Annotated in this window: 12 protein-coding genes and 2 pseudogenes; 5 read left to right on the top strand and 9 right to left on the bottom strand. The window is 67.3% G+C overall.

Going from position 1 to position 12,364, the window contains the following annotated elements:
- Positions 1-755 precede the first annotated feature (755 nt).
- The 4 genes from OG225_RS15540 to OG225_RS15525 all read right to left on the bottom strand — a co-directional run bounded on the left by OG225_RS15540 (position 756) and on the right by OG225_RS15525 (position 3,423).
- Positions 756-1,070, bottom strand: coding sequence for a hypothetical protein (locus OG225_RS15540; RefSeq protein ID WP_109530152.1), 315 nt, complete (start codon positions 1,068-1,070; stop codon positions 756-758).
- A gap of 126 nt (positions 1,071-1,196) precedes the next feature.
- Positions 1,197-2,339: an alkaline phosphatase family protein gene (locus OG225_RS15535; protein WP_405182298.1), complete on the bottom strand. Its 1,143-nt coding sequence runs from the start codon at positions 2,337-2,339 to the stop codon at positions 1,197-1,199.
- A gap of 52 nt (positions 2,340-2,391) precedes the next feature.
- Positions 2,392-2,703: a nuclear transport factor 2 family protein gene (locus tag OG225_RS15530; protein WP_109530359.1), complete on the bottom strand. Its 312-nt coding sequence runs from the start codon at positions 2,701-2,703 to the stop codon at positions 2,392-2,394.
- Between the two features lie 99 nt (positions 2,704-2,802).
- Entirely contained in the window at positions 2,803-3,423 is a 621-nt protein-coding gene (locus OG225_RS15525) for a TetR/AcrR family transcriptional regulator (RefSeq protein ID WP_405182297.1), read from the bottom strand.
- A 129-nt stretch (positions 3,424-3,552) separates the two neighbouring features.
- Between OG225_RS15525 and OG225_RS15520 the strand changes: the two genes are divergently transcribed.
- The 3 genes from OG225_RS15520 (at position 3,553) to OG225_RS15510 (ending at position 5,852) form a co-directional block, all read left to right on the top strand.
- On the top strand, positions 3,553-4,626 hold the full coding sequence (locus tag OG225_RS15520) for an SDR family oxidoreductase (RefSeq protein WP_405182296.1): 1,074 nt from the start codon (positions 3,553-3,555) through the stop codon (positions 4,624-4,626).
- A gap of 8 nt (positions 4,627-4,634) precedes the next feature.
- Complete coding sequence (locus tag OG225_RS15515; protein ID WP_405182295.1) at positions 4,635-4,883, top strand: hypothetical protein; 249 nt, start codon at positions 4,635-4,637, stop codon at positions 4,881-4,883.
- Between the two features lie 78 nt (positions 4,884-4,961).
- Positions 4,962-5,852 carry a TIGR03621 family F420-dependent LLM class oxidoreductase gene (locus OG225_RS15510; protein ID WP_405182294.1) on the top strand — a complete coding sequence of 297 codons (891 nt, stop codon included), beginning with the start codon at positions 4,962-4,964 and terminating at the stop codon, positions 5,850-5,852.
- A 9-nt stretch (positions 5,853-5,861) separates the two neighbouring features.
- Here the strand turns inward: OG225_RS15510 and OG225_RS15505 are convergent, their stop codons facing one another.
- Positions 5,862-6,446, bottom strand: coding sequence for a class I SAM-dependent methyltransferase (locus OG225_RS15505; protein ID WP_405182293.1), 585 nt, complete (start codon positions 6,444-6,446; stop codon positions 5,862-5,864).
- 157 nt (positions 6,447-6,603) lie between these two features.
- Between OG225_RS15505 and OG225_RS15500 the strand changes: the two genes are divergently transcribed.
- Positions 6,604-8,913 carry an ATP-binding cassette domain-containing protein gene (locus OG225_RS15500; RefSeq protein ID WP_405182292.1) on the top strand — a complete coding sequence of 770 codons (2,310 nt, stop codon included), beginning with the start codon at positions 6,604-6,606 and terminating at the stop codon, positions 8,911-8,913.
- Positions 8,914-8,973: 60 nt separating this feature from the next.
- On the opposite strand, the pseudogene fabG reads toward OG225_RS15500, so the two are convergent.
- From fabG to OG225_RS15485, 3 genes and pseudogenes are all read right to left on the bottom strand, one after another.
- A pseudogene (gene fabG, locus OG225_RS15495) lies at positions 8,974-9,727 on the bottom strand (3-oxoacyl-ACP reductase FabG).
- Positions 9,728-9,765: 38 nt separating this feature from the next.
- Positions 9,766-10,470, bottom strand: a complete 705-nt coding sequence (locus OG225_RS15490) for an acyl-CoA dehydrogenase family protein (protein ID WP_405182291.1) — start codon at positions 10,468-10,470, stop codon at positions 9,766-9,768.
- Between the two features lie 154 nt (positions 10,471-10,624).
- A pseudogene (locus OG225_RS15485) lies at positions 10,625-10,915 on the bottom strand (acyl-CoA dehydrogenase family protein); the annotation flags it as partial.
- 109 nt (positions 10,916-11,024) lie between these two features.
- Between OG225_RS15485 and OG225_RS15480 the strand changes: the two are divergent.
- Positions 11,025-11,666, top strand: a complete 642-nt coding sequence (locus OG225_RS15480) for a TetR/AcrR family transcriptional regulator (protein ID WP_405182290.1) — start codon at positions 11,025-11,027, stop codon at positions 11,664-11,666.
- Positions 11,667-11,742: 76 nt separating this feature from the next.
- On the opposite strand, the gene OG225_RS15475 is transcribed toward OG225_RS15480, so the two are convergent.
- Positions 11,743-12,348: an HAD family hydrolase gene (locus OG225_RS15475; RefSeq protein ID WP_405182289.1), complete on the bottom strand. Its 606-nt coding sequence runs from the start codon at positions 12,346-12,348 to the stop codon at positions 11,743-11,745.
- Positions 12,349-12,364 lie beyond the last annotated feature (16 nt).

Here is a 12,364-nt window from a genome sequence, read left to right as displayed (position 1 = left end):
GACAGGTCGAGGACGCCCAACTGGCGGCCGTCCGTTCCGTGGACCGGCGCGGAGTAGCAGACCCAGCCGTGCAGGGCCGCCACCAGGTGTTCGGCCGAGAACACCGTCACCGGGCGGTCGGTCTTCAGCGCGAGCGACAAACCGTTGGTGCTCATCTGTGTTTCGTTCCAGCAGCCGCCCGGCGCGAAGTTCACCGATTCGCCCTGTTTCCTGATGGCCCTGTCGCCGCAGGTCCACACGATGGTGCCGTCGTTGTCGGTGACGGCGGCGACGAATCCGGCGTCCTCGGCGATACCGCGCAGCTGATCGCCGAGCTGGGTGATGGGCGCGCGCAACGGCGATCGCGCCCATCGATCCGAGACGTCGTCCAGTCCCGGCGCGACCGTGCGGCCCGGATCGACCGTCCGCAGGGAACGCTGCCAGGACTGTGCGACCTCGGTGCGCAGCAGCGGGGTGCGCGGGGTCGATCGGGCCGCGGCGTGCGACGCGGTCGCCCACCGGACCCACTCCTTTTCCAGTTCCGCCCGCTGTCGGTTGAGGGTGCTGTGCGGTGCCACCTCGCGAACCCCATCGTCAGTGCTGTCCGGTCGACATTCGTATGCCCCGCACCCGCCCCGAGGGGCGGCCTCCGGCACTTCGCTGAGCCGACTCACGAATTCGTGCACCCATCATTGCGTACGCACGGACGTTCGTGGAAGGTTTCGCGAGTCGACCGCGCCGCGTCATCGTGATCAGCGGCCTTGACGCCGACAGTCCTACTTCACGACGAAAATTCCTGCAACATCGGCATTCTTGATCGGCGTCTGGGCGTTGCGCTGGCCGGCGCACATCACATCGACGGTCACGATGGTCGCGTCCACCACGGTGCCCGAGGGCTCCTGTTCGGTACCTGTCTGCTGTTTGACGAATTTGGTGATCGTCATCCGCTTGGTGTCGGCATCCTGGGTGACGTATTCGCTGCACGGGGTGTCGCCCCCCTGATTGAGTGCCCGTTCGATATCGGTACACCCGGTGAGCAGCAGCGCCGTCGCCGCCATCGTGAATCCGGTTCGTGCCACCGTGGCGTTCATTGTCGAGCTCCTCTGTTCCTCTGGCATCGTCGAGCGGTGGGCCGCCGCGATTGCCACGAGAGTATGGGCACACGACGCTCGCGTGCACGCGCGGGCGACGTCGGCGACCCCGGTCCCCGCGCGGTGTCAGCGGGCGAAGGTGCGCAGCGGCACGTTCAGTTCGGCGGGGGTGAGTGAGCCGTGATGTCCGATCAGCGCCGACTGCAACGGTTCCGCACCGGATCGCACGACCGCGCGCGGACCCCGCGCGGCGACCACGAGATCGCCTATCCGGTCCGCGATCTCGGATGTGACGACCGGACCGAACCAGCCGCGACCGATGACGTCCTCGCGTGTGCGGACCTCGAAGTCCGCGCCCAGGTGGGCCAGCCAGGCGTCGGCGACATCGGCGGCGGCGCCGTCGGCGGTGTAGACGTGCCGGGCCCGGGGCTCGCCGCCGAGTTGTACTACACCGTCGCGCAATTCGGCGACGGTGTCGAAGTCGACGGTGGATTCCAGTTCGACCATGCCGTGGTCGGCGGTCACCAGCAGGGCGGCGTCGGGAGGCAGATGTGCCGCGATGGTGTCGACGAGACGGTCGACGTGGGCGAGTTCGTAGGACCACGCGTCCGAGGACGGCCCTCGCACGTGTCCGGTCGTGTCGAGATCGCCGTGGTAGGCGTAGACCAGTGCGCGGTCATTCGCGCGCAGGGCGGTGACGACGCCGTCGACCAGATCGCCGAAGGACAGGCTCGGCCGAAATGCGCAGCCGCGCAACACCGCCCGGGTCAGACCGGATGTCGCCTGATAGCCGGGGGCGACCTGGGTGACGGTGACGCCGTCGGTGGCCGCCCGTTCGAAAACGGTGGCCGTCGGCTGGAATCGTTCGGGGACGAGTTCGCGTAGCAGGTCGACCGTCGGGCCTTCGCCGTTGAGCCGCCAGCGTAGTGAATTCACCAGTCGGTCGTGACCGGGTACGCGCATGAGATAGCCGACGATGCCGTGGCTGCCCGGCGGTACTCCCACTCCGAGCGAGGCGATACTCGTCGCGGTGGTGCTGGGGAATCCGGCGGTGAGAGTGACGGGGTCGCCGCCGCTCAGGAATGGCGCGGCAGCGGCGCGCTGTGCCAGCGCCTCGGCCCCGAGACCGTCGATCAGCAGGACGCACACGCGTCGTGCGGTCAGGCCGAGGCCGAGGCGGTCCACCTCATCGGGCACCCCGAGGCAGGCGAGCACGGACGGGAACAGATCTGACAGGGAACCCGAACCGTAGCGGGGCGCGTCTAACACGGTATTCAGCGTGCCAAGGCCGACGCGTCCCGAGCAAGGGATATCGGGAATATCAGGCCTGCCCGGTTTCGAACCGGAAGATCTTGTCGTCGCGGACCATGAATCGCCAGTTGGTCCGCATCGACCCCCAGCGCGTGTTGGTGTAGTCGGCCACCAGTTCGGTACCGCCGTCGACGACGTCCTCGATCCGCATGCGGCCGTTGCTGTCGAAGACTTCCGAGTCGGTCCACTGGGCGAGATTGCGTTCGACGCCGTCGTCGGACATGGTGGCGTCCTCGGTGAGCAGGCCGTAGAAGCGATCGCGGTCGTGTTCGTTGAGTGCGGTCACGAACTTCTCGACCACCGGATTCAGCGGTGCGGTCATCTCGGTCATCCTCTCGTGATCGGTGTGCGAGTAACGAGAAGCAAATATCCCGCATCCCACTCTAGGGTCAGTCGGCGTCGCGCGTCGGCCGCGACGCGGTCAGCGCGGGCCGGAGATCAGATCGGTGAGCGTGCGGAGTATGTCATCGACCAGTTCGGGAGCGGTGGTGCCGAGTTCGGCACTGCGCTTCTCCAGGTGTCCGTCGGTCCAGAGCGAGGCGAGACCGTGTCCGATTCCCCACCAGGTCAGGCCGAGTATCTCGGCTTTGGCGGCCGGTAGCAATCCGGCGGCGACCGAGTCGGCTATGGCGTCGGTGAGGAGCGCGAACGCGGCATCGGCCGCGACGATCGTGTCCGGATGTTTTTCGGGCTGGGACAGTTCGGGGCGGAACATGAGGCGGAAGTGTGCCGGATGTTCGCGGGCGAATCGCACATAGGCGGCAGCCAACGCCGCCAGCGTGTCCATCGGATCGCCGGTCGCGGCGGCGCGGGTCGCGGTGAGTTCGGCGGCGAGCAGTTCGAATCCCCGGGTGGACAGCGCCGCGAGCAGTGCCGCGCGGTCGGCGAAGTGGTGGTAGGGCGCGCCCGTGCTGACGCCCGCCTCCCGGGCGACCCGGCGCAGACTCACCGCGGCGATGCCCTCGGTGTCGATCAGGCGCAGGCAGGCGTCCATCAGCGTGTCGCGCAGTGCGCCGTGGTGGTAGCTGGTCCGCTTCACCATCCGAGCGTATGCGAATGACCCCGGGACGACCCCGAGCTGACCCTGGACAGATAATCTATGCAGTGCTTAGATTATCTGAGCGGCGCTCAGTTCAAGTGTCGCACCGACACCTCCGAAATGGACAGGCATATGAGCACACGGGTACTCGTCACCGGCGCTACGGGGTTCGTCGCGGGCCATTGCATCGCCGAACTGCTCGAACACGGCTATGCCGTACGGGCCACGGTTCGCGACCTCGGCAAGGTCGACCGACGCGCACATCTGATCACCCTGGCCGAACGTCTGGGCGGCGAACTGGAATTCGTCGCCACCGACCTCGACCACGACACCGGCTGGGCCGACGCGGTCGCGGGCTGCGACTACGTCATGCACGTGGCCTCGCCGTTCCCGACCGCGCCACCGGCCGACGACGACGACCTCGTACGGCCCGCCGTGCAGGGAACGTTGCGGGTCCTGCGCGCGGCGGCGGCCGATCCCGGCGTGCGCCGGGTGGTCCTGACCTCCTCGGTTGCCGCCGTCGCCTACGGCCACGACGTCGACGAGCTCAGGACCGAGGCGGATTGGTCGGTGGTCGACCGGGTTCCGGCCTACCAGAAGAGCAAGACCCTGGCCGAACGGGCCGCGTGGGAGTTCATCGAGAACCGAACCGCCGGGCGCGAACTGGAATTGGCGGTGGTGAATCCGGGCATGGTCCTCGGACCCGTGCAGAGCGCGACGGTCACCAGTACCTCGCACGAACCGGTGCGCAGGCTGCTGGTCAGGGACGCGCCGGGTTCGCCGCGCGTCGCGTGGGCTCCGGTGGACGTGCGTGATCTCGCGGTCGCGCACCGGCTCGCGATGGAGACCCCCGAGGCGGCCGGTAATCGCTACATCTGCGCGGGCGAACCGATGTGGATGGCCGACATGGCCCGGATACTCGCCGACGAATACAACCCGCGCGGATTCCGCGTGACCACCAGGGTCCTCCCGGACTGGCTGATCCGCACGGTCGCGTTGGCCGACAAAGGCATTCGCCTGGTCGTGCCGACCCTCGGCCGCGCCGAACACGTGCGTGCCGACAAGGCGCGAGCCGAACTCGGGTGGACGATGCGGCCGGTGCGGGATTCCCTGCTCGACACCGCCGAAAGCCTGATCGAATCGGGCGTGGTTCCGGTGCCTCGGGGCGCGGTCGCCGCGCGTGAGGCGAAACCGGCGAGCGTGTAGGGGGCGAGATGCTGATCGCGACACTGATCGTCACCGTCACCGTCACCGTCATCGGGATCGTGCGCCGGGTGCGCGGCCGGGCCGCCAAGTCCGGCGACTCCGCACGGACGCGAATATTGCGCGCCCGCCTGGCGCGCGTGTCCGGGCGGGCTCGAAACGCCGCGAAGAACGCCCTGCGCCGACCCGTTCCCGCGATGGCGACAGTGGCGGCATTGTTCTCGGTCGCCCTGGCCGCCGGAGCGTTGGCTCCGTGCTGAACCTCCGCGTGCCGAACCTTTCGGTGGCGGACCGCGTGGCCGATGGCGGAATGGAAGCGGGCCCGGTAGACAGGAACCGTGACTGCGCAGCGTAAATTCCGGTTCGGCGTCAATATGGTGGTCCCGAAATCTAGGACCGCCTGGGTCGAGAAATGCAGGCGGGCAGAGGAACTCGGCTACGACGTGATCGGGATCGCCGATCATCTCGGCGTGCCTGCTCCCTTTCCCGCGATGATCCTGGCGGCCGAGGCCACTCGACGGGTGCGGCTGAACACCTTCGTCCTCAACACGCCGTTCTACAACCCGACTCTGCTGGCCCGTGACGTCGCGACCGCGGATCTCTTCACCGACGGCCGGATCGAACTAGGCCTCGGGGCGGGCTACGTGAAGGCGGAATTCGAGGCGGCGGGTATCCCGTTCGAGAGTGGCGGCGCACGAGTCGACCATCTGGAGCGGACGGTCACCACACTGCGGAAATTGTTCGCCGACCCCGAGTACCTGCCCCGTCCCGTGCAGCAGCCCGGTCCGCCGCTTCTCGTGGCGGGCTGGGGCGATCGACTGCTGTCGGTAGCCGCCGAACACGCCGATATCGTGGCGTTGACCGGGGCAGCGACCACGGCGGCCGGAACCCTGCGGGTCGCCGGACCCGCCGAGATGGCCGATCGGGTGGCCTTCGCACGCGAGCGGCTCGGGGAGCGCGCGGACGAGGTGGAATTCAATCTGCTGATCCAGTGGGTGCTGCCCCGCAGTGAGGTGCCCGCCCTGGTCGCGGACTTCGGCGCGGTCCTGCCCGCCGAAGTCGACGGACAGCCCGAGCGGTTGCCCATCGTCCTCGTCGGTTCCCCCGAGGAGATCGCCGAGCGCGTGATCGACCTGCGGGAAACCTACGGATTCGGCTACTTCACCGTGCTCGAGCCCAGCATGGAAACCTTCGCTCCCGCCATGGAGATCCTGCGCTCGCTCGACTGAACTTCGTGGCTACTCCGACGGTGTCCTGTTGTGCCAGAGCAGGGAATATCGCCACATCAGTCTGCGGCGCAGGCGAGCGCCCGGCATCGCTTCGTGGGCGGCCGTCCTGATCTCGCGCAGGGTTTCGCGCGGTTGCGCCAGCGGCGCGGGATCGGTGACGGTCGGGTGCAGCAGATCTACGAGCCGGATGACCGGGATCAGCGGCAGGTACAGCGGGTCGCGGAGCGGGCTCATCTTCCACAGTCCGATCACCGCGAGCGTGCCGCCAGGTGCGACCAGTCGGCGCAGCGCGGCGAGTCCTTCCCGCAACGGCACATGGTGCAGGCTCGCCACCGCCGTGACGAAGTCGAAACTGCCCTCGAGGTCACGGAAGTCGGTGCGGCGGTATGTGACTCCGGCGGCGGGGATCGTCCGGGTGAGCACTTCCGTGTCGAGGTCGACCCCGAGTACCGATTCGCATCGGCGGGCTATTTTTCCGGCGAGTAATCCGTCGCCATAGCCGATATCGAGCGCGGTGCGCGCGGTCGCCGGAATCCGGTCGAGCAGCCAGCGGTGGTAGTGGGTGTTGTGGTTCCAGTACGGGTCGGCGCTCACGTCTCGATATTACCGAGCCGGTGATGGTTCGGAATCGAAAACACTTGCCGATCAACATGATTCGTTCGGTATGCACATTCATACATATTAGACACTATTGTGATTTACATCACATCATACGGGGCATTTTGTCGGTGTCGCCTGGCATGTTGTACCCATGCCTTCTTCCGCTTCCGTCGCTTCCGCCTATCCCGCACTCCTCGAGCGCGGTGACGAGACCATCCGGGTGATCGGTGCTCGCGAGCACAATCTGCGCAATGTGTCGCTGGAGATTCCGAAGAACAACATCACGGTGTTCACCGGGGTGTCGGGGTCGGGGAAATCCTCGATCGTCTTCGACACCATCGCGGTGGAATCCCAGCGTCAGCTCTACGCCACGTTCCCCGCCTTCATCCTGAATTTCCTGCCGCGCTACGAGCGCCCGCACGCCGAGGCGATCGAGGGCCTCAACGCGCCGGTCATCATCGATCAGCAGCCGGTCGGCGGCGGACCTCGCTCGACGGTGGGCACCATGACCGACATCTACTCGATGGTGCGCGCCATGTTCGCGCGTTTCGGCAGCCCTTCGGCCGGATTCGTCTACCACTACTCCTTCAACGTGCCCCAGGGCATGTGTCCCGATTGCGACGGACTCGGCTACACCGTGCGCGCCGATCCGGACCGCATGCTCGATCGGAGCCGATCACTCAACGAGGGCGCGATCCTGTTGCCCGGCTACGCGGTCGGCAGCGGAGACTGGCAGCTCTACGGCAAATCGGGGCGTTTCGACCCGAACAAGAAACTGTCGGATTACAGCGAGGAGGAATTCCACGACTTCCTCTACGGCACGGGCGGCAAGGTCGAGGTGTCCTTCGCCAAGGGCACCTGGGAAGCGAATTACGAAGGGCTCGCGGCCAAATTCACCCGCACCCGGCTCCAGCGCGACACCTCGACGCTGAGCGAGCGCACCCGCGAACAGATGCAGAAATACCTCACCGACGGTGTCTGCCCGACGTGCCACGGCGCCCGGCTCAACGCCGCCGCGCTCGCGACGAAGATCGACCGACGCACCATCGCCGACTGGTCGGCCATGCAGATCACCGACCTGATGACGGTGCTCGACGAGATCAGCGACCCCGCGGCGCTCGGCCTGGCCGACGCCATCCGCACCGCCCTGCGCCGGGTCGCCGATATCGGTCTCGGTTACCTCAGCCTCGATCGCGCGACCTCGACCCTGTCCGGCGGCGAGGGGCAGCGGCTGAAGATGATCAAACACCTGGCGAGCACCCTGGTCGGATTGACCTACATCTTCGACGAACCCAGCGTCGGCCTGCACCCGCGCGATGTCGGGCGGCTGAACTCGCTGCTGTGCGCACTGCGCGACAAGGGCAATACCGTGCTCGTCGTCGAACACGATCCCGATGTCATCCGGATCGCCGACCATATCGTCGATGTCGGTCCGCGTGCGGGCGTGCACGGCGGCAATGTGGTCTTCGAGGGCACCTTCGAGGAGTTGCGCGTCGCCGACACCCCCACCGGCGCGGGTCTGCGGCGGCCGTTCCGGGTCAAGCAGACATTCCGGAAATCCGACGGAGCGTTGCGCATCGAACACGCCGACGTGCACAACCTCAAGGATGTCTCGGTCGATATCCCGACCGGGATCCTCACCGCGATCACGGGCGTGGCGGGTTCGGGCAAGAGCAGTCTCATCCGCGACGTCTTCGTGCGCACCCATCCCGACGCCATATTCGTCGACCAGTCGGCCATCGCGGCCTCCTCGCGATCCACCCCGGCGACCTATCTCGGCCTCATGGACCCCATTCGCAAACTCTTCGCCAAGGCGACGGGGGAGTCGCCGGGACTGTTCAGCTTCAACTCCGACGGCGCGTGCGGGCAGTGCGAGGGGCGCGGGGTGATCATCACCGAGATCGCCTACATGGATCCGGTGACCACCCACTGCGACGCCTGCGACGGACGTCGATTCTCCGACGCGGTACTCGTGCACACCCTTCGCGGCAAATCCATCGCCGACGTGCTGGCGATGTCGGCGGAGGAAGCGCTGGAATTCTTCGCCGAGAAGGCATTGCACGCCAAGTTGCGCACGATGAACGAAGTGGGCCTGGACTATCTGAGTCTCGGCCAGGCCATGAGCACGCTGTCCGGCGGTGAGCGTCAGCGCATCAAACTCGCCACCCAATTGCAGAACACCGGAACCGTCTACGTCCTCGATGAGCCGACCACCGGCCTGCACATGTCCGACGTCGACACACTGCTCGCGCTGATGGACGGCCTCGTCGACCGGGGCAACACGGTCATCGTCATCGAACACAATCTCGACGTGGTCGCGCACTGCGACTGGGTGATCGATCTTGGCCCCGACGGCGGCAAGGACGGCGGCGAGATCGTGTTCACCGGAACCCCGGCCGCCTTGCTCGACCATCCGCGCTCACTGACCGGGGAGTACCTGCGCCGATACAAGGCGGGCTGACCGGATCGTGGCAGTGCGCCGACCCGACGGTCGGCGCACATCACGCGCCGGAGGGCGAACTCAGCGGGCGCCGCCGTTGACATAGAGGGTCTGACCGCTGACGTAGGAGGCGTCGTCGCTGGTGAGGAAGGCGATCACCGCGGCGACCTCCTCCGGTCGGCCGACGCGCCCGAGCGGGGTTCGCGCGGCGGCGCTCTCGCGGTGCTCGTCGGCCGACATGCCGACCCGTTCCGCGGTGGCAGCCGTCATGGCGGTGGCGATATGGCCGGGGGCGACCGCGTTCACCGTGATGTCGTACGCGCCGAGTTCGAGCGCCGGGGTCGCGGTGAGTCCCTGTATTCCGGCCTTGGCTGCGGGCGTAGTTCGCCTGGCCCCGATTACCCAGTGCCGAACGGCTGGACAGGGAGACGATCCTGCCGTAGCGCTGGGCGACCATGTACTTCTGCGCCGCCTGGGTGCAGTGGAAGACGCCGGTGAGGTTCACCGAGAGCACCGACTCCCAATCATCCTGGGACAGCCGGAAGAACAGGTTGTCGCGGGTGATCCCGGCATTGTTGACCAGGATGTGCGGACCGCCGAGCTCCTGCGCGATCGTCGCGAAGACCTCGCGCACCGTGGCACGGTCGGTGACATCGCAGACGTAGGCCGTCGCCTGCCCGCCCGCCGCGACGATCCGCTCGACCGTGTCCTCGGGCGGTTCACGATCGAGGACCGCGACCCGCGCACCCTCGGCGGCCAGACGTAACGCGGTGGCCGCGCCGATGCCTTGGGCCGCTCCGGTGACCACGGCGGTGCGGTCGGTGAATCTGTTCATTCTCTTCACTCCTCGAGGGATTTCGGTGTGCACCGGTGTCAGAACGCGCTCACGCCGGTCAGCGCACGCCCGATCAACAGTTTCTGGATCTGACTCGTGCCCTCGTAGAGGGTCATCACCTTCGCGTCGCGCAGGTATTTGCCGACGGGGAATTCGTCGATGAATCCGTAGCCGCCGAAGACCTGGAGTGCTCGGTCGGCGGAACGGACGGCGGCTTCGCTGGCGAACAGTTTGGCCTTGGACGATTCGACGGCGAATTCCCGGCCGCGATCGATCAGATCGGCCACCCGCCACACCAGCAGCCGGGCGGCGTCCACATCGAGCGCGATATCGGCCAGCAATTCCTGGACGAGTTGGTGTCCGGCGATGGGTTTGCCGAATTGTTCACGCTGCGTCGAGTATTCGACCGCCGCCTCGACGCAGGCCCTGGCCAGTCCGACGCAGCCCGCGGCCACCGACATCCGGCCTTTGGCCAGCGCCGCCATCGCGACACCGAAACCCTTGCCGACACTGTGCAAGCGGGCGCTGTCGGGTACCCGCACCCCGTCGATGACCAGTTCGGCGGTGGCTTGGCCGCGCAGCCCGAGTTTGCCGTGGATCGGGCGGGCGGTGAAGCCGGGGGAGTCGGTGGGCACGAGGAACGCGGTGATCCCCCGGTGCCCTTCGCCGCCGGTGCGGGCGAAGACCAGGGCGATATCGGCCCAGGTGCCGTTGGTGATGAAGATCTTGGTGCCCGACAGCACCCCAGTCGTCGCCGTCGCGGACGGCGGTGGTGCGCAACCGCGCGGCGTCGGAGCCGGTGCCCGGTTCGGTGAGCGCGAAACAGCCGAGTGCGGTTCCCGCGGTCAGCCGCGGGAGCCAGTCGCGTTTCTGCTCGTCGGTGCCGAAGGAGCGGATCGATTTGGCGACCAGGCCGAGCGACACCGAGACGATGCCGCGCACCGCCGAGTCTCCGCGGCCGAGTTCTTCCAGGACCAGGCAGTAGGTCAGGTGATCACCGCCGCTGCCGCCGGATTCCTCGGGGATGGTGAGACCGAGGAATCCGACGTCGCCGAGCGCGCGCACGATCGCGGTGTCGACCGACTCCGCTCGATCCCACGCCGCAGCGTGCGGTGCGATCTCCCGATCGACGAAATCGGACGCCAGCGCCTGGGCGGCGGACTGCTCGTCGGAGAGTTCGAGATTCATGCGACTCCCAAAAACTAACGGTGCAAGTTAGCGTCGAGGCTAGCCGCCGTAAACTTACGGTGCAAGTTTCGATTAGATTGGGATATCCCCACGTCGACGAGAGGTGAGAATGGGCCGTCCGCGCACCCCGCTGCTCAGTCGTGACCGCATCGTCGCGGCCGCGCTAGAGCTCGCGGATACCGAAGGGCTCGACGCGGTATCGATACGTCGCCTCGCCACCGCGCTCGGCGTGCGCGGGCCCTCGCTGTACAACCACGTGGCCACCAAGGACGCGCTGCTCGACGCCATGGTCGACACCGTCCTGGGCACCGTCGACCTGTCGATGTTCGACGGCGGACCTGATTGGTACACGGCGCTGCGCACCTGGGCCAGGTCCTATCGGACGGCACTGTCGCACCATCCGAATCTCGTTCCGGCACTGAACCAGGGCATGGGCCGTCGTCCGAACGCACTACGTCAGGCCGACGCGGTCTTCGGCGGACTGGTCGCGGCCGGATGGCCACGACGTGAGGCCACCCAGGTCGGCGCGCTCATGCGCTTCTTCGTCACCGGATCGACCCTCGGATCGTTCGCGGGCGGATTCCCCGACGACGCCACGGTCTACCGGGGTTCGTATCCGCACCTGGGCGAGGCGCATCTGCTCGCCGGAAAACAGCGCGATATCGATGACGCCGCCTTCGAAACGGGACTGGCGGCCCTGCTCGACGGACTCACGCTGAAGTTCGAGGTGCTGCGCGCCTCGACGCCGTGAGCGCGCGGCCGAGAACGACGTGGGCGCTGTCGGGGTCCGGTCCGGTAGTCCTCCCGATGGAACAGCGGGTGGTGCTTCAGGACGCGCGCGCGGTCAGCCAGTCCGGGAATTCGGTGAGGTCGCCCAGGATCACGTCGGCGCCCGCGTCGCGCAGTTCCTCGGCGTCGCACGGGCCCGTGGTCACGCCGACCGCGAAAACCTCCGCGGTCCGCGCGCCGACCATATCGCCCGCGTGGTCGCCGACGAAAATGCTCGCACCGTAGGTGCGCAGCACCTCGGCCTTGCCCGCCGACCACAGATCGCCCGCCAGATGGTGGACGTCCCAGCCGAGTTCGTCCAGGTGCAGTTGCGCCAGCGGCTGGTGTTTGCCGGTGACCACGAGAACCCGTCCACCGCGCTCGCGCACCGCGGCCATCGCCGCCTCCGCGCCCGGCAGTGCCGGAACATGCGGCACGATCGAGGGATACAGCTCGCGATATCGGGTGACCAGCGCCGGAATCAGCGCTTCCGGCGCGCCCGCCTCGGCGAGCAGCAGCGCCAGCGGCGGACCGAGCCGGTTCGAGAATTCCTCCCCGTCCAAGGCCAGTTCGAATTCCGCACCGACCCGGTCGATGGCCTTCGCGACGCCGGGGCGCGAATCGATCAACGTCATATCCAGGTCGAAGCCCACCGTGAACGTCACCGCACGACTCTATCGC

Source organism: Nocardia sp. NBC_01377, assembly GCF_045040005.1.
In the GTDB taxonomy this organism is placed as follows: Bacteria; Actinomycetota; Actinomycetes; order Mycobacteriales; family Mycobacteriaceae; genus Nocardia; species Nocardia noduli.
This window is presented reverse-complemented; position numbering and strand designations above follow the sequence as displayed.

Coding starts and splice junctions, on each gene's coding strand:
- OG225_RS15540 (WP_109530152.1), bottom strand. CDS start 1,070: ATGAACGCCACGGTGGCACGAACCGGATTCACGATGGCGGCGACGGCG.
- OG225_RS15530 (WP_109530359.1), bottom strand. CDS start 2,703: ATGACCGCACCGCTGAATCCGGTGGTCGAGAAGTTCGTGACCGCACTC.
- OG225_RS15525 (WP_405182297.1), bottom strand. CDS start 3,423: ATGGTGAAGCGGACCAGCTACCACCACGGCGCACTGCGCGACACGCTG.
- OG225_RS15520 (WP_405182296.1), top strand. CDS start 3,553: ATGAGCACACGGGTACTCGTCACCGGCGCTACGGGGTTCGTCGCGGGC.
- OG225_RS15515 (WP_405182295.1), top strand. CDS start 4,635: ATGCTGATCGCGACACTGATCGTCACCGTCACCGTCACCGTCATCGGG.
- OG225_RS15500 (WP_405182292.1), top strand. CDS start 6,604: ATGCCTTCTTCCGCTTCCGTCGCTTCCGCCTATCCCGCACTCCTCGAG.
- OG225_RS15480 (WP_405182290.1), top strand. CDS start 11,025: ATGGGCCGTCCGCGCACCCCGCTGCTCAGTCGTGACCGCATCGTCGCG.